General features: G+C 76.2%; 7 protein-coding genes and 6 pseudogenes. All 13 read right to left on the bottom strand.

Annotation, left to right across the window (positions count from 1 at the left end):
• Positions 1-9: 9 nt before the first annotated feature.
• A complete protein-coding gene (locus SOM08_RS09550; RefSeq protein ID WP_322470569.1) occupies positions 10-1,872 on the bottom strand; it encodes a methyltransferase in 1,863 nt (620 codons plus the stop codon).
• Between the two features lie 80 nt (positions 1,873-1,952).
• Positions 1,953-2,696 (bottom strand): annotated as a pseudogene (locus SOM08_RS09545) (polyketide synthase dehydratase domain-containing protein); the annotation flags it as partial.
• A gap of 242 nt (positions 2,697-2,938) precedes the next feature.
• Positions 2,939-5,548, bottom strand: a pseudogene (locus SOM08_RS09540) (type I polyketide synthase); the annotation flags it as partial.
• 3 nt (positions 5,549-5,551) lie between these two features.
• Positions 5,552-7,762 (bottom strand): methyltransferase, encoded by a 2,211-nt coding sequence (locus tag SOM08_RS09535; RefSeq protein WP_322470568.1) that lies wholly within the window; start codon positions 7,760-7,762, stop codon positions 5,552-5,554.
• Positions 7,762-8,289: an acyltransferase domain-containing protein gene (locus SOM08_RS09530; protein ID WP_322470567.1), complete on the bottom strand. Its 528-nt coding sequence runs from the start codon at positions 8,287-8,289 to the stop codon at positions 7,762-7,764. Before SOM08_RS09530 ends, SOM08_RS09535 begins: the two co-directional genes overlap by 1 nt.
• 110 nt (positions 8,290-8,399) lie before the next feature.
• A pseudogene (locus tag SOM08_RS22505) lies at positions 8,400-9,818 on the bottom strand (type I polyketide synthase); the annotation flags it as partial.
• A gap of 158 nt (positions 9,819-9,976) precedes the next feature.
• Complete coding sequence (locus tag SOM08_RS09525; protein WP_322470695.1) at positions 9,977-11,824, bottom strand: KR domain-containing protein; 1,848 nt, start codon at positions 11,822-11,824, stop codon at positions 9,977-9,979.
• Positions 11,755-12,102 carry an alcohol dehydrogenase catalytic domain-containing protein gene (locus SOM08_RS09520; RefSeq protein ID WP_322470566.1) on the bottom strand — a complete coding sequence of 116 codons (348 nt, stop codon included), beginning with the start codon at positions 12,100-12,102 and terminating at the stop codon, positions 11,755-11,757. Before SOM08_RS09520 ends, SOM08_RS09525 begins: the two co-directional genes overlap by 70 nt.
• Positions 12,057-12,455, bottom strand: coding sequence for a hypothetical protein (locus SOM08_RS09515; protein WP_322470565.1), 399 nt, complete (start codon positions 12,453-12,455; stop codon positions 12,057-12,059). Before SOM08_RS09515 ends, SOM08_RS09520 begins: the two co-directional genes overlap by 46 nt.
• A complete protein-coding gene (locus SOM08_RS09510; RefSeq protein WP_322470564.1) occupies positions 12,452-12,583 on the bottom strand; it encodes a hypothetical protein in 132 nt (43 codons plus the stop codon). The genes SOM08_RS09515 and SOM08_RS09510 overlap by 4 nt, the downstream gene beginning before the upstream one ends.
• Positions 12,584-12,672: 89 nt before the next feature.
• Positions 12,673-12,816: pseudogene (locus SOM08_RS22500) on the bottom strand (KR prefix domain-containing protein); the annotation flags it as partial.
• Positions 12,774-15,125, bottom strand: a pseudogene (locus tag SOM08_RS22495) (acyltransferase domain-containing protein); the annotation flags it as partial. The pseudogenes SOM08_RS22500 and SOM08_RS22495, both read right to left, overlap by 43 nt.
• Positions 15,066-16,364, bottom strand: a pseudogene (locus SOM08_RS22490) (type I polyketide synthase); the annotation flags it as partial. The pseudogenes SOM08_RS22495 and SOM08_RS22490, both read right to left, overlap by 60 nt.
• Positions 16,365-16,389: the final 25 nt, after the last annotated feature.

Here is a 16,389-nt window from a genome sequence, read left to right as displayed (position 1 = left end):
CGCGAAAGTTCAGGCCGGCCGCGCGCACCGCGATCTCGACCTCGCCCGGGCGCGCGCGCGCCGCGCCATCGGGCGCAGGGCCATGTCGTCGAACACGCCGCTGGCGGCCTTTTCCAGTCGCACCGGCGCGTCGTCGGCGGCCACCAGCGGGAAGGGCGCCAGGCGCGCCACGTGGCGCCGACCGCCGCGCAGCGCGACCTGGTCCTCGGCATCGGCCGCGGCCAGCGCGCGCAGCAGGCCGCCGGCCATCGCGGACGCATCGGCCCGCGGATCGAGATCGACGCAGCTGGCGCGCCACTCGGGGTGCTCCAGCGCAATGACCTTGCCCAGGCCCCAGGTCGGCGCCTGCGCGGCGTCGACCGCGTCGGCGCCATCGACGGCCACCGCGCCGCGCGTGGCGATCCACAGGCGCGGCGCGGTGGCGAACGCGGTGGCGCCCATGGCCTGCACCAGATCCAGCAGCGAGCCGAGGCCGGCGCGCAGCGAAGGCACCACGGCGCCGGCAGGGGCCGGGGACGTGTCGAGGCTGCCGAGGTGGACCACGCCCCGCCAATCGGCACCGGCCAGGGCCTGGCGCAGCGCGGCGGCGTCGGCCCCGGTGGCGGCGTTCGCGGGCCGCAGGTCCACCACCTGGCCGGCCCCACGCAGGCCGGCGGCCAGGGCGTCGCCCACGCCCTGTTGATCGGTCAGCAGCAGCCAGCGCCCGCCCGTGGGCATCGGCTCCAGCGCTTCCACCGGTTTTCGCGCGGCCAGCAGCACCTCGCGCGATCGCGGGTCGGGCGAATCGATGGCCGCGGCCTCGAAGCCGGTCTCGGCCAGCAGCGACAGCCAGCGCTCGCGCGACAGCAGCGGCTGGCGGGGCCGCAGGTCGGTGTCGGTGAAGCGCCACCAACCCTCGGTGAGGCCGAAGGTGATGTCGATCCAGCGCTCGTCGCCAGCCACCTCCAGCATCAGCAGGGTGCCGCCGGGCGCCAGCGCCCCGCGCAGGCGGCCCAGGGTGCGGCGCAGGTCGGCGGTGGCGTGGACCACGTTGGAGGCGATCACGAGGTCGAAGCGGCGCCCGTCCAGGCCCTGCGCGGCCAGGTCCTGCTCCAGGTCCAGGGCCTGGAAGGCCATGAAGCGGTGCGCCGCGAAGGCCTCCTTCGCGCGCGCCACCATGGAGGGGCCGACGTCGGTGAACAGGTAGTCGCAGCGCCCGGCGGGCAGCGCGGGCGCCAGCCAGGCGGTGGTGCCGCCGGGCCGCCGCCCACCTCCAGCACGCGCAGGCGCTGGCCCGGGGGCAGTTGGCGCAGCGCGGCGCGAACGGTTTCGCGCACCAGTTGGTTGTAGGCCTTGGCCTCGGGGGCGTCGCGGTACAGGGCCTCGGCCAGCGCGGCCGAGCCGTCGGGGAACAGCCGGTGCAGCGGGTCCACCGCGCCGCGCAGGATGCCGCCCAGCGCCTCGCCGCAGTTCGCGGTGAGCGTGAAGCGCGGGCGCGCGGCCGGGTGGCGCTGCAGCAGCGCGGGCAGGCGCTGCAGGGGGTCGGCCGGCGTGGGCCAGTGCAGCACGCGCCAGGCCCCGCCCTCGGCGCGCAGCACGCCGTCCTCGGCCAGGATGGCCAGCAGGCGCGGCAGCAGGCGGTGGTAGCGCGGCGCCACGCCGAGCGTGCGCGCCAGCGCGGCGGCTTCCACCCGCTCGCCGGCCGCGGGGCGCCAGCCCAGCTCGGCCAGCGCGCGCACGATCCAGTCGGCGCTCAGGGACTCCAGCGCCAGGAAGGCCTGGTGGTAGTCGTCCAGGCCATGCTCGCGCGCCAGGCCGTCGAGCAGCGGGCCGGCGCACGCGGCCAGCTCGGCGGGCGCGGGCAGCCAGGCGGCGTCGCTCGCGCGCGGCCATTCGATCGCGTAGACCGGGGCCTCGCCCGCGCCCAGCGGGCGCAGCGCGATGCCCTCCAGCGTGGCCACCGGCCCGTGCTCGTCGGCGACGGTGACGCTGGCCTTGAGCAGCCCCGCCCCGCCCTCGCCCACGGCGATGCGCGCGTGGCTGGTCACCCGCGGCCCCGGCGTGCGGTGCCATTGCAGGCGCTCGATCGCCATCGGCAGGTAGGCCTGGCCGGCGGCCGTGCGCTCGGGCAGCGCCGCCGCCATCACCTGCAGGCAGGCGTCGAGCAGGGCCGGGTGCAGCAGGTAGTCGCCCTCGCCGGCGGCGGCGGGCAGTTCGATCTCGCCCAGGGCTTCGCCGTCCTGGCGGTGCAGGCGTTGCACGCCGTGCAGGCTGGGACCGAAGTCCAGCCGGCGCGCGCGCAGGCCCTCGCGGTGCGCGGCGCCGTCCAGCGTGCGGGTGCAGCGTTCCCGCACGGCCTCGCGCGGCTCGGGCAGCGGCGCGTCGGCGCGCTCGGCCGGGTCGGCGTAGCGGCCCAGCACGTGCCGTTGCCACGCGTCCTCATCGGCGCCATCGGCCTGCGACAGCACCTCGACGCTGGCGGCCTCGCCCTCGGGCCGGCGCACGATGACCTGCACCGTGCGGGCCTCCTCGCCCTCGAAGGCCAGCGGCTCGACGATCGCCACCTCGTGCAGCGCACGCGCCTCGCCCCAGACCTGGCGGCTGGCGGCCAGCGCCATTTCCAGGAAGCCGGTGGCCGGCAGGATGGCGCGGCCGTTGACCTGGTGGTCGGCCAGGTACGGCAGGTCGGCGGCGCGCAGGCGCTGTTCGAACGACACCACCTCGCGCAAGGCGCCGCGCAGGCGCGCGCCCAGCAGCGGTGCGCGGTGTCGCGGCCCACGGGCCGGGGCGCCACGGCGCGCGCGCGGAACCACTGGCGCTCGCGCTGGAAGGGGGTGCTGGGCAGGTCGGCGGGCCGGCAGCCGGACGAGGACCAGACGGCCCGCCAGTCCAGCGGCGCGCCGGCCAGGAACAGGCTGCCCAGCGATTCGGCGAGCTGGTCGAGGTCGTCGCGGCCCTTGCGCAGCGTCGGCACCAGGGTGGGCAGACGGGCGGGCGCGCCCTCGCCCAGCGTGGCCTCCACGAACGGCAGCAACGTGGGGTGGGGGCCGACCTCGATGCACACGTCGGGCGAGAGGCCGGCCAGCGTGCGCAGGCCGTCGGCGAAGCGCACGGCCTCACGCACGTGGCGGCGCCAGTAGCGGGGCTGGGTCACCTCGGCCGGGTCGGCCCAGCCGCCCGTGAGGTTGGACACCAGGCGCAGCCGCGGCGCGGCGAACGGCACGCTCGACGCGGCCTGCTCGAAGGCGTCCAGCACCGGGTCGACCAGGGGCGAATGGAAGGCGTGCGAAACCGGCAGCACCTGGCAGCGGTGGCCGCGCGCCGCGAAGCCCTCGCACAGGGCGTCCACGTCGGCGGCGGCGCCCGCGATCACGGTCTGGCGCGGGCCGTTGACCGCCGCGATGGCGACACGCGCCGCGCGCGGGGCGAGCGCCTCGGCCACCTCGGCCTCGGGCGCGGACACGGCCGCCATGCGGCCACCGGCGGGCAGCGATTGCATCAGCCCGCCGCGCCGGGCGATCAGCCACAGGGCGCGCTCCAGCGGCATCACGCCCGCGAGGCAGGCGGCCACGAGTTCGCCCACCGAATGGCCCATCACCGCGTCGGGCCGGACGCCCCAGCTGATCCAGAGCTGCGCCAGCGAGTACTCGATGGCGAACAGCGCGGGCTGGGTGAAGCCGGTGTCGTCGAGCCGCTTCGCCGGCGCCTCGGGGTCGAACAGCAGCTCGAGCAAGGGGCGCTCGATCGCGCCCTGCAGCCCGGCGGCGCATTCATCGAGCGCGCGGCGGAACACCGGCTCGCGCTCATAGAGGGTGCGGCCCATGCCCGGGTACTGCGCGCCCTGCCCCGTGAACAGGAAGGCGATGCGCGCCGGGTCGCGGCGGTTCACGCGCGCGGTGCGCAGGTTCGGCGCCTCGCGGCCCTCGGCCAGGGCGCGCAGGCCCTCGACCAGTTCGGTCACGCTGCGCGCCAGCACCACGGCGCGCTGCGCGAAGGCCGCGCGGCCCACGGCGGCGCTGAAGCAGAGATCGGCCAGCGATTCGTCGGGCCGGCCCGCGAGGGCCTCGGCGCAGCGCGCGGCCAGCGCGGCCAAAGCGGCTTCGTTCTTGGCCGACAGCACGAACGGCCACTGGCGGCCCAGGGCGTGGTCCGCCCTGGCCGGCGCCGTGGGGGCCTCCTCCACCAGCACGTGCGCGTTGGTGCCGCTGAAACCGAAGGAGCTGACGCCCGCGATGCGGCGGCCGTTGATGGGCTCCCAGGGCGTGAGCGCGGTGGGCACGCGCAGGGCGAAATCGTCCCAGGGAATGTGCGGGCTGGGCGTCTTGAAGTGCAGGTGCGGCGGGATCTGCCGCTGCTGCAGCGACAGCACCAGCTTGATGAGCCCGGTGACGCCGGCCGCCGCTTCCAGGTGGCCCACGTTGGTTTTCACCGAACCCAGCCACAGCGGCTGTTCGCGCCCGGCGCCGAACACCGCGCCCAGGGCCTGCACCTCCAGCGGGTCGCCCAGTTGCGTGCCGGTGCCGTGCGCCTCGATCAGGCCGACCTCGTGCGGCCGCAGGCCGGCGCGTTCCAGGGCCTCGCGGATCACCGCTTCCTGCGCCGGGCCGTTGGGCGCCGTCAGGCCGCTGCTGGGACCGTCCTGGTTGACGGCGCTGCCGCGAATCACCGCGAGCACGCGGTCGCCGTCGGCCATCGCATCACTCAGGCGCTTGAGCACCACCACGCCGCAGCCCTCGCCACGCGCGAAGCCGTCGGCGGACGCGTCAAAGGTCTTGCAGCGGCCGTCGGGCGCGAGCATGCGCGCGTGCGACAGCGCGATGTACAGGTCGGGCGAGAGGATCAGGTTGACGCCGCCGGCCAGGGCCATGCGGCAGTCGCCCGCGCGCAGCGCCTGGCAGGCCAGGTGCACGGCCACCAGCGAGGACGAGCAGGCGGTGTCCAGCGTGAGGCTGGGCCCCTGCAGGCCCAGCAGATACGAGAGGCGGCCCGAGCCGATGCTGTGGGCGATGCCGGAGGTGAAGTGCGCATCGAGCAGGGAACGGTCGCCGCTCATGAGCTGCAGGTAGGCGTAGTCGCTGCTGCACATGCCCATGTAGACGCCGGTGCGCGTGCCCTCCAGCCGGTCGGGCGCCTGGCCCGCGTGCTCCAGGGCCTCCCAGCTCACTTCGAGCAGCAGGCGCTGTTGCGGGTCCATGCCCTGGGCCTCGCGCGGCGCGATGCCGAAGAAGCCGGCGTCGAAACCGTCGATGGCGCCGAGGAAGCCGCCCGCGCGCGTGGCGATGCGACCGGGCGCCTCGGGGTCGGGGTCGTACAGGGCCTCGGTGTCCCAGCGATCGGCGGGCAGCGGGCCGATGGCGTCCACGCCGTCGCGCATCAGGCGCCAGAAGCTGTCGGCGTCGTTGCCGCCGCCGGGCACGCGGCAACCCAGGCCGATGATGGCGATGGGCTCGCGCGCCGCGGCCTCCAGCGCGGCCACGCGCGCCTGCGCCGCCTCCAGCGCGAGAAAGGCGCGCTTGAGGGGCGACAGGGCGGATTCGCCAACGGGGGCCGGGGAGCTTGCGTCGTTCATCGTTCAGGTCTTGTCCAGGCGCGCGAGCAGCAGCGCTTCGATCTCGGCGTCGCTCATGGCGGCCACGGCGGCCTCGCCCCATGCGGCGGGCGCGGCGGCGGGGCGGGGCGCGGCCAACGGGGCGGCGGGTGCGGCCGTGTCGGTGGGCGCCACGCGACCCAGCAGGTGCGCGGCCAGCGCGTCGATGGTGGGGTAGTCGAACATCAGCGTGGCGGGCAGCGGCTTGTCCAGGCCCAGGCCGGTGCCGAGCTGGTTGCGCAGCTGCACGGCCATGAGCGAGTCGAATCCGAGGTCCATCAGCCGATCGTGCCGCCCTGGCGGCTCGTTCTGGTCCAGGCGCAGCACGCGAACGACCCGATCGCGCACGAATTCACGCAAGAGGTCCAGGCGTTCGCCTGGCAAGGCCTCGCGCACCCGCCGCCGCAGCGCCTCGGCCGCTTCCTGCGGCCCGGTGCGCGTGGGCGCGCTCGCTGGCGCACCGGCCGGCTCGATCGCCTGCGTCACGCCACCGGCGGCCTCGGCCGAGCCCGGCGCGCGCGCCACGATGAGGTGCTGGCCCAGGGCCTCGGCGGGCGAGCCCGCGGGCGGCCAGGCGCCGGCCTCGTCGAAGCCGGCCTCGCGCAGGGCGCGCACCCAGGTGGTGGGCGGCAGCAGCGGGTTGTCGGTGCGCAGGTCGTCGGCGAAGTGCTGCCAGCCTTCGATCAGGCCGGTGCTCATGTCGAACCACGCCAGGTGGGTGGTGGACTCCACCAGCACCAGCACGCCGCCCGGGGCGAGCAGGCCACGCAGGCGCTGCAGCGCGGTGCGCAGGTCCTTGCTCGCGTGCACCGCATTGGCGGCGACGATGGCGTCGAAGCCGCCCGGCGCATAGCCCTGCGCGGCCGGGTCCTGGTCCATGTCGAAGGCGCCGAAGCTCAGGAAGCGGTGCTCGGCGAAGCGCTCGCGCGCGCGGTCGAGGAACACGTCGGACACGTCGCTGAAGTGGTAGCGCGCGCGATCGGGCGGCAGCGCGGCCAGCACCGCGGCGCTGGTGCCGCCGGTGCCGGCGCCGATCTCCAGCACGCGCAGCTGGCGGCCTGGCGGCACCGAGGCGCCCAGCGACTCGAAGGCGGTGGCGGCCAGGCCGTTGATGTAGCGCATGGTGGCCGAGCGCTGGTACAAGTTTTCGGCGAGTTCGAAGGAGCCACCAGGGAACAGGGTTTCCAGCGGGCTTTCGCGGCCACGCAGCACGGGCTCGACCAGCGAGCCGCAGTGGCGCAGGTAGTCCAGCAGGGGCTGGTTGTCGGCGAACAGGGCCTCGGCGCCGGCCCACAGCGCGGGCAGGTCGGGCGCGGCCAGCGGCGCGTCGGCCACGAAGGCCTCGCCCGCGGCGCGCAGATCGCCGCGCGCGGCCAGGCCGGCCAGCCAGCGCGCCACCAGGTGGCGGTAGCCGGCCGCGATGCCGCCGGCCTGCAGCACCTCGTCGAGCGTGCGCGATTCGCCGGCCACGCGAAACAAGCCCGCTTCGTGCAGCGTGTGCGCGGCGTGCGCGAGGGTGATGGCCTCCAGGCAGGCCCATTTGGCGGGGTAGGAGGCGATGCCCAGGTCCAGCGGGCCGCGTTGTGCCTGCCGGTCCAGCGCCTGGCTCAGCGCGGCCCAGCGCTGGCCCGCGTTCAAGGCCATGCCCGGCGCCTGGTTGACCACGTCCATCCAGTGGCGCGTGGCGCGCCAGGGATAGCTCGGCGCGGCCACGCGGCGGCGCGCGAAGGGTGCGTCGAAGCCGGCCCAGTCCACCTCGGCGCCCGCCGCGTAGAGCTTCTGCAGGCCCTCCAGCATGTCGTTCGCCTCGGGCCGCTCGCGGTGCAGCGAGGGCAGCCAGTCGACGGCCGACCCGGCCGCGCATTCGGCCCCCATGCCCAGCAGCACCGGGTGCGGGCCGACCTCGATGAAGTGCGTGATGCCCTGGCGCAGCAGCACCTGCAGGGCCGGCGCGAAGCGCACCGGCTGGCGCATGTGGCGCAGCCAGTAGTCGGGGGCGGCCAGCTCGTTCGGGCCCACGGGCTCGCCCGTGAGGTTGGACACCAGGGCGATGGCCGGCGGCGAGAAGCGCACGCTGGCCAGCGCTTCGCGCAGGCCGGGCAGCGCGGGCTCGATGAGGGCCGAGTGCGCCGCGTGCGGCACGCGCAGCGATTTGGCGCGCACGCCCTGGGCCTGCAGCGCAGACACGGCGGCCATCACGCTGTCGCGCGGGCCGCTGATGACGAAGAAGCTCGCTCGGGGCCGTTGTCGGCGGCGATGGCGAGCGCCGGGTCGCCGCTGGCGGCCAGCTGGGCCTGCACCGTGGCCAGCGGCGCGAACACGGCGGCCATGCCGCCGTCGGCCGGCAGCGCGTGCGTGAGGCGCCCGCGCGCGGCCACGGCGCGCAGGCCGTCCTCCAGCGACAGGGCGCCGGCCACGCAGGCCGCCGCGTACTCGCCCAGGCTGTGGCCCAGCAGGGCCTCGGGCTCGATGCCCCAGGAGCGCCAGAGCGCGGCCAGCGAGACCTCGATGGCGAAGGTGAGCGGCTGGGCGTAGACCGTGTCGTCGATGGACACCGCCGCGTCAGGCGGGGCGTACAGCAGCGCCAGCAGGCCCCGGTCCATGTGCGGGCGCAGCGCGGCGTCGCAGGCGTCCATGGCGGCGCGGAACACGGGCTGCTGTTCGTACAGCGCGCGCCCCATGCCCACGTGCTGGGCGCCCTGCCCGGTGAACAGGAAGGCCACGCGCGGGCGCGTGGCGCCTCGTTGTGGCCGCTCACCAGCGCCTCGGACTCGCGCCCGTCCAGAAAAGCGCGCAGGCCGTCGATCATCTGCGCCGCGTTCTGGCCGCGCACGGCCAGGCGGTGCGCGAAATGCGCGCGGCCGGCGTTGGCGGTGAAGCACAGGTCGGCCAGGTTCAGGTCGGGCGCGGCCAGGGCCTGCGCGTAGCGCCGCGCCAGCTCGGCCAGCTCGCCGTCGTGCCGCGCCGACAGGGCCAGCAGGTGCGTGGTGCGCTCGTGCGCGGGCGCCTCGCGCGCGCGCGCCTCGGGCGCGGCCTCCAGGACCACGTGGGCATTGGTGCCGCTGAAGCCGAAGGCGCTGACGCCCGCGAGCCGGCGCCCCTCGATGGGCGCCCAGGGCGTCACGGCGGTGGGCACCTTCAGCGGCCAGGCGGCCCAGTCGATGTGCGGGTTGCCCTGGCGGAAGTGCAGGTGCGGCGGCAGCTCGCCGCGCTGCAGGCCCAGCACCACCTTGGCGACGCCGGCCAGGCCGGCCGCGGCCTCCAGGTGGCCGATGTTGGTCTTGATGGAGCCGATGAGCAGGGGCCGCGCGGCCTCGCGGCCCGCGCCGAGCACGGCCCCCAGGGCGCCGACCTCGATCGGGTCGCCCAGCGGCGTGCCGGTGCCGTGCGCCTCGACGTAGCCGATCTCGCCCGGCCGCACGCGCGCGTTGGCCAGGGCGGCGCGGATCACGTCTTCCTGCGCCGGGCCGTTGGGCGCGGTCAGGCCGCCGCTGCGGCCGTCCTGGTTGATGGCGCTGCCGCGCACCACCGCCAGCACGCGGTCGCCCCGCGCCTGCGCGTCCGACAGGCGCCGCAGCACCAGCACCACGCAGCCTTCGCCGCGCACGTAGCCGTCGGCGGCGGCGTCGAAGGTCTTGCAGCGGCCGTCGGCGGCCATCATCCGCGCCTTCGAGAAGTTGATGTTCATCTCGGGCGTGAGCATCAGGTTGACCGCGCCCACCAGGGCGGTGTCGCACTCGCCCAGGCGCAGGCCCTGGACCGCCAGGTGCAGGGCCACCAGGGACGACGAGCAGGCCGTGTCCACCGTGACGGCGGGACCCTGCGCGCCCAGCACGTAGGACAGCCGCCCCGAGGCCACGCTGTAGGAGTTGCCGGTGCCGAAGTACGGGTCGATGAGTTCGTGGTGGCGGTAGATGGCGCGGCCGTAGTCGTTGTTGCCCACGCCCATGTAGACGCCGGTGCGCGTGCCCGCCAGCTCGCCCGGCGCCTGGCCGGCGTTCTCCAGGGCTTGCCAGGCCACTTCGAGCAGCAGGCGCTGCTGCGGGTCCATGCTGGCGGCCTCGCGCGGCGAGATGCCGAAGAACTCGGCGTCGAAGCGGTCCACGCCGTCGAGGAAACCGCCATGGCGCGTGGTCATCTTGCCGGGCGCGTCCGGGTCCGCGTCGTACAGCGCGTCGAGCGGCCAGCGATCGGCGGGAATGCCGCCGATGGCGTCGCGGCCGTTCCACAGCAGATCGCCCAGGCCCTCCATGTCTTTCACGCCGCCCGGCAGGCGCAGCGCCAGGCCGACGATGGCCAGCGGTTCGTGCGCGGCCGACTGCGCGCGCGCCAGCTGCGCCTTGAGCTCGCGGATTTCGAGCAGGGCGCGCTTGACGGGCGACAGGGCTTCGGTGGCGGGCTGCGGGTCGTTCATGTTCCGGGGCTTTCGGGTCCGCCCGAGAGTTCCTGCATCAGCAGGGCCTCGGCTTCTTCGTCGGAGAGCGCGGCGAGCTCGCCATGGGCCGGCGCGCCGGCCGTGGCCTGGGGCGCGGGCGCGTCCTCCAGGCCGAGCGCGCGCATCAGGTAGGCGGTGAGCGCGTCGAGGTTGGGGTAGTCGAACAGCAAGGTGGCCGACAGCGGCTGGCCGATGGAGCGCGTCAGGGCGTTGCGCAGCTCCACCGCCATCAGCGAGTCGAGGCCGATGTCCTTGAGCGCGCGCCGGGGGTCGATGGCGGTGCCGGCGTCCAGGCCCAGCACCTGCAGCGCGCGCTCGGCGAGGTGGGCCATGAGCGCGCCGCGGCGCTGGCCGGCGGGCAGCTGGCGCAGGCGGGCGGCCAGGGTGGCGTCGGGCACGGCCTCGGCGGCGGGCGCGGGGCGGCGCGCGGCGGCCGGGAACAGGGCCGCGTCCACGCCGGCCGGCAAGTGCGAAAGGAAGGCCGACCAATCGATCGGCAGCACCAGGGCGTGCGTGGCCCCCTCGCGCCACAGGGCTTCCAGGCGTTGCAGGCCCAGCTCGGGCTCGATGGGCTTGAGGCCACGCCCGGCCCAGGGGTCGCGGCCCGAGGCCGCCAGCTGCGTGGCCATGCCGCCCTGCGCCCAGGCGCCCCAGCCGACGCTGAGCGCGGGCAGGCCCGCGCGCGCGCGCGCGCGCCAGGGCGTCGAGTTCGGCGTTGGCGGCGGCGTAGGCGCACTGGCCGGGCGCGCCCAGCCAGCCGCCGCCGCGGCGGAATAGAGCACGAAGAAGTCCAGCGGCCACTCGCGCGTGAGCGCGTGCAGCACGCGCGCGCCCCCACCTTGTTGCGCAGCACGGCGGCGCAGCGCGCCCAGGTCTGGCGGATCAGCGCGCCGTCGTCCAGCGCGCCGGCCGCGTGCACCACGCCGCGCAGGGGCGGCAGCTCGCGCGCGCGCGAGTTCGGCCAGGAGCGCGCCCATGGCGCCGGCGTCGGCGGCGTCCAGCGCGGCCACGCGCACGCTCACGCCGCTGCCGCGCAGCGCGGCGATGGCCGCCTGCGCCTCGGCCGAGGGCGCGCGGCGACCCAGCAGCACCAGATGGCGCGCGCCGCGCTGGGCGAGCCCGCGCGCGGTGTGCAGCCCCAGCGCCCCCAGTCCCCCGGTGATGAGGTAGCTGGCGTCGGCGCGCACGAGACCGGCCGGTGCCGCCTGCGGCGCCGGGGGCAGGCGCAGCACCAGTTTGCCGGTGTGCCGGGCCTGGGCCATGTGGCGGAAAGCTTCGCTGGCGCGCTCGAAATCGAAGGGCGTCACCGGCAAGGGGCGCAGGCTGCCGTCGGCCAGGCCGGCCAGCACCTCGTCCAGCAGCGGCGCCACCATCGCGGGGTCGGCGTAGGCCTCGTCGCCGAAGTCGTAGGCGCGGTAGCGCAGGCCGGGGTGGCGCGCGGCCACGGCCTCGGGCGTCCAGATGCCGCGCTTGCCCAGCTCCAGGAACCAGCCGCCCGGCGCGACCACCGACAGGCCCGCGGGAATGAAATCGCCCGCCAGCGAGTTGAGCAGCACGTGCACGCCCTCGCCTTGCGTGGCGCGCTTCAGTTCCTCGGCAAAACCGGTGCTGCGCGAGTCCATCACCTGCGCCACGCCGAGCGAGCGCAGGAAGGCGCGCTTGTCCTCGGAGCCCGCGGTGGCGTACACCGTGGCGCCCGCGCGCAGGGCCAGTTGCACCGCCGCCAGGCCGACGCCGCCCGCCCCCGCGTGGATCAGCACGCGCTGGCCGCGCCGCAGGCCGGCGATGCGCTGCAGGCCGAACAAGGCGGTGAGGAAGGCCACCGGCAAGGCGGCCGCCTGCTCGAACGACAGCGTGGCGGGCAGGCGCGACAGGAAGCCGCGGGCACCACGGCCTCGCTGGCCATGCTGCCGTGGGCGAAGCCGAACACGGCGTCGCCCACGCGCAGGCCGTCGACGCCGGCGCCGCATTCGATCACCGTGCCCGCGCATTCGGCGCCGAGCGGGATGCCCGTGCCGGGGTAGACGCCCAGGGCCAGCAGCACGTCGCGGAAGTTCAGCGCCGCCGCGGCCACGCGCAGGCGCACCTCGCCGGCCTGCAAGGCCGGGCGCGCCAGGGGCGGATGGCCAGCCCGTCGAGGGTGCCGGCCTGCGCCACTTCCAGGCGCCGGGGCGCGTCGGCCACGGGCGCCGGCGCCGCGTCCGGGTGAGTCAGCGCCAGCGGCACCAACCGCTGCACCCAGGCGCCGCCGCCGCGCAGCGCGGTGTCGGGACCGGCGCCCAGCAGCCAGGGCAGCAGCGCCGCGCCGTCGCTGGCCGCGGCATCGATGTCGATCGCGCGCGGCTGCAGTTCGGGGTGTTCCACGCGCAGCACACCCAGGAAGGCCCAGGCGCCCGCGGCCGCCAGGCCCGCCGGTGCTTCGCCGGCGTGCAGCGATTGCGCCGAGCGCGTCACCAGGGTGAGCGGTGCCGGCGCCGCGACCAGGGCCTGGGCCAGGTGCAGCAGCGCGCGCCGGCCAGCCGCTCGGCGTGTTCGGGGTCATCGGCCTCCAGCGCCGGGGCGTCCAGGCCCCAGAGGTGCACCGCGCCGCGCAGCGGCCGCTGGCCTGGGCCGCGTCCAGCACCGCCTTGAAGTCCTGCGGGCCGTGCGGGTCCACGGTCCAGCGGTCCCCGCCCAGGGATTGCAGGCGCTCGCCCGGCCGCACCTCGATGCAGCGCGCACCGCGCGCCTGCAGCGCCGCCCGCAGCGAGGCCGCCAGGCCCGAGGCGTCGCTCAACAGCAGCCAGGCGCCGTCGGCGGGACGCTCGGGGGACACGGCGCCGGCGGGCGCCGGCTGCCAGCGCGCCTCGTACACACCTCGTCCGGCGCGTCGCCGGCCAGGCGCCGCGCGTCGGCGCGCGCGAAACGGGCGCCGGTGATGAAGGCCACCGGCTCGCCGGCCTCGTCGTCGAGGCGCAGGTCGGCCGCGAAGGCCTCGGCGCCCGGCGCCGGTTCGGCGCGCAGGGTGGCGCTGGCGCGCAGCCGCGCCAGGCCCGGGCGCCACAGCGCGAAGCGCTCGACGCCCATGGGCACCCAGAGTTGGGTGGGCAGCCCCGCCGAGCCGGCCGAGGCGGCGGCCGCGCAGAGCTGCAGGGCCGCGTCGAGCAGGGCCGGGTGCAGGCCGAAGCGCGGCGCCTCGTGCGACAGCTCGGGCGGCAGGGCCAGCTCGCCCCGGGCCCAGCCGTCGCCGGCGGCCAAGACCTGCACGCCGCGAAAGCCGGGGCCGAAGGCCACGCCGAGCGAGTCGAAGCGTTGATAGAAAGCGGCGCGGTCGACGGCGGCGCCTTCCATCGGGGCGGGTGCGGCGCCAGGCGACGGCGCGGCCTCGCGCCGCCCGATGGCCGAGCACACGCGCTGCCAGCCGGGTGCCGCGTCGATGGCCTGGAACAGCTCCAGCACCGCGCCCGCCGCGCCGTCGCGCACGACCACCTGCCAGGCCAGTTCGCCCGCGTCCGGCAGCGGCAGCGGGCGGTCGACGGCGAAGGCCTCGAGCGAGCCTGCGCCGGCCTCGGCGCGCCAGGCCGCGTGCAGGGTCTCCAGCATGGCCGCGCCGGGCATCAGCAGGCGCCCGCCGATGCGGTGGTCGCGCAGCGCGCCCGCGCTGTCCACCGTCCAGCGCGCCTGGTAGACCCGGTCGCTGGTGGCCGCGAGCGGCAGGCGCGCGCCCAGCAAGGGGTGCGCGCCGCTGGGCCGCGCGGGGGCGGCAGCGGCCACCGGCGTGGGGCGCAGCCAGTAGCGCTGGCGCTGCCAGGGGTAGCGCGGCAGGTCCACCACCTCGCCCGGGCCGCCGAGCAAGGCCTCGGTGTCCAGCGTGTGGCCCACCACGCGCGCGGCGGCCGAGGCCAGCAGCGTGTCGCGCTCGGGCTTGCCCCGGCGCAGCGAGGCGGCCACCGTGGCGGCGCGGCCGCGGGCCTGCAGCGTGTCGCCCAGCGCGCCGCTGAGCACCGGGTGCGGACCGATCTCCAGGAAGGCGTTGAAGCCGTCGTCCGACAGGGCCTCGATGGCGGCTTGCAGGCGCACGGGCTCGCGCACGTTGCGGCCGAAGTAGTCGGCGTCGAAGCGCTGGCGCGGCGCGGCGGCGCCGGTGACGGTGGAGTACACCGGCACGGCCGCCGGCGAGGACGCCACCTCGCCCAGGCGCGCCACCAGCTCGCGCTGCAGCGGCGCCATCTGGGCGCTGTGAAAGGCGTAGTTGACCGGCAGCAGGCGGTGGTGCACGCCGCGCGACGCCAGGGCATTGAGCGCTTCGTCCAGCGCGGCGGCTCGCCGGAGAGCACCACGCTGCGCGGCGCGTTCAGGGCCGCGAGCGAGAGCCGCTCGCCGAAGGGCGCCAGCAGGGCCTCGGCCTCGGCGGCGCTGCAGTCGACGGCGGCCATGCGGCCGTGGCCGGTGGCCTGCTGCATCACGCGGGCGCGCAGGCAGACCACGCGCACGGCCTCGGCCAGGCTGAGCACACCGGCCACCTGCAGCGCGGCGATTTCGCCCACGCTGTGGCCGACCACTGCGCCGGGGCGCACGCCCCAGGCGGCCCAAAGCGCGGCCAGCGACACCTGGATGGCGAACAGCGCGGGCTGAGCCACCTCGGTCTGGTGCAGGCGCGACGCCGCTTCGTCCACGGACAGCTCGGCCAGCAGCGACCAGCCGGTGGCCGCGCGGATCAGCGCCTCGCATTCGTCCATGCGCGCGCGAAACACCGGTTCCTGCGCCAACAGCTCGCGGCCCATGGCGTACCACTGCGGGCCCTGGCCGCTGAAGACGAAGGCCAGGCGCGGCGCGGCGTCGGGCGCCACGCGGCCCAGGCAGGCGCCGGGCGCTTCGCCGTCGCGCGCGAAGGCCTCGAGCCGGGCGCGCAGTTCCTCGCGGTCGCGGCCCAGCACCGCCAGGCGGTGGTCCAGCGCGGAGCGGCGCGCGCCCGCGGTGAAGCAAAGGTCGGTCAGCGAGGCCTGGCTGCGGCAGGAACCCGGCCCAGGACCGGGCGAGTTCGCGCAGCGCGGGCCCGCTCTGCGCGGACAGGTGCAGCAGATGCGTGCCCTGCCCGGCCGGCGCCTGCGGCGCGGCGCCCAGGCGCGGCGCTTCTTCGAGCACGACGTGCGCGTTGGTGCCGCCCACGCCGAACGAGCTGGTGCCGGCGCAGCGCGTGCGCGCGCGCGCGGCCAGGGCGTGAGCGTCGTGGGCACGGCCAGGCGCGTGCCGTCCAGCGAGGTGCTTGTTGAGCGACTTGAAATGGATCTGCGGCGGGATCGCCTCGTGGCGCATGGCCAGCACGGTCTTGATGACACCGGCCACCCCCGCCGCCGCCTCCATGTGCGCCAGGTTGGCCTTGGCCGCGCCCAGCCAGCAGGTGCCGCCGCCCACGTCGGCGCGGCCCACGGTGGCCGCCAGGGCCTCCACCTCGATCGGGTCGCCCAGCGGCGTGCCGGTGCCGTGGGCCTCGATGAAACCGATGCGGCCGGGCTCGAGCTGCGCCGCGGCCAGGGCCTCGCGAATGAGGTCCTGCTGGGCCAGGCCATTCGGCGCGGCCAGCAGGGTGGAGTGGCCGTCCTGGTTGACGGCCGAGCCACGCACCACGGCCAGCACGCGGTCGCCGTCGGCGACGGCGTCGCTCAGGCGCTTGAGCACGATGACGCCGCAGCCCTCGCCGCGGCCGAAGCCGTCGGCGCTGTCGTCGAAGGTCTTGCAGCGGCCATCGGGGGCCATGAAGCCGACCTTGGAGAGCGACACCATCAGGTCGGGCGTGACCATCAGCGAGACGCCACCGGCGAGGGCGATGTCGCTCTCGCCGTGGCGCAGGCTCTGGCAGGCCAGGTGGATGGCCACCAGCGAGGACGAGCAGGCGGTGTCCACCGACACGCTGGGGCCGCGCAGGTCCAGCAGATAAGACAGGCGGTTGACCAGCACGCTGTGCACCGTGCCGGTGAGCGTGCGCGCGTCGATGGCTTCGGGGTCGCGGTACTCCAGCAGCTGGTAGTCGTTGTGGTAGCTGGCCACGAAGGCGCCGGCGCGGCTGCCGCGCAGCTTGTCGCGCGTGAAGCCGGCGTCGTCCAGCGCCTCCATCGCCACTTCGAGGAACAGGCGCTGCTGCGGGTCCATGCGCTCGGCTTCGCGCGGCAGGATGTTGAAGTAGGCGGCGTCGAAGCCGTCGATGCGCTCCAGGAAACCGCCTTCGCGCGCGATGGACTTGCCGGGCACCGAGGGGTCGGCGTCGTAGACGGCCTGCACGTCCCAGCGGTCGGCGGGCACGGGGCGCACCGCGTCCACGCCGTCGACCAGCAGCTGCCAGAACGCCTCGGGCGAGTCCGCGCCGCCAGGGAAGCGGCACCCCATGCCGACGATGGCGATCGGGTCGGCC

Origin of the sequence: Hydrogenophaga sp. SNF1 (assembly GCF_034421675.1) — a bacterium.
Taxonomy (GTDB): Bacteria; Pseudomonadota; Gammaproteobacteria; order Burkholderiales; family Burkholderiaceae_C; genus Hydrogenophaga; species Hydrogenophaga borbori.
Note: the sequence above shows the minus strand (reverse complement) of the source record. Positions and strands in the feature narration are given on the sequence as shown.